The following is a 397-nucleotide window of genomic DNA, read 5'->3' as shown; positions in this document are numbered from 1 at the left end:
AGTCGACACGTTTCATCGCCAGTGTCACCAGCTGGCTGCCGGAAGCGCGGATCGCCTCCATCATCAGTTGTGAAGAAGCGAATTTCCCTGTGCCGGTAAACAGATGTGAATCAAACGTTTTGTCCGCAATACGTAACATCTCAACCCCCTGCAATAACCTGAAAAAGCAGGATCTGGTCGCCATCCTGCACGATATGTTGCGTCCACTGCTCACGCGGGACGATTTGCTGATTAATCGCCAGAGCCGCGCCCGCTTGTCGTTGGTCGAGTTGCTCCAGTAGTTCGTGAACAGTTTGCCCGGCGGCGCACTGCATCGGTTGATCGTTAAACAGGATCTGCATTGCTTCCTCCGCATACCGGGCAACCACTGGCGCGGCGCAACGCCAGGCTGCGCCAC

General features: G+C 56.2%; 1 protein-coding gene and 1 pseudogene. Both read right to left on the bottom strand.

The annotated features are described in order from the left end of the window. Positions 1-139 (bottom strand): annotated as a pseudogene (locus FN960_RS23540) (thiazole synthase); the annotation flags it as partial. A gap of 1 nt (position 140) precedes the next feature. Further along, positions 141-397: sulfur carrier protein ThiS (gene thiS, locus FN960_RS23535; protein WP_368854055.1), on the bottom strand; the 257-nt coding region annotated here is incomplete at its 5' end.

Source organism: Alkalicoccobacillus porphyridii, from assembly GCF_007293315.1.
GTDB lineage: Bacteria > Bacillota > Bacilli > Bacillales > Bacillaceae_D > Alkalicoccobacillus > Alkalicoccobacillus porphyridii.
The sequence above is the reverse complement of the archived record's forward strand: the minus strand, read 5'-3'. Positions and strand labels throughout refer to the sequence as shown.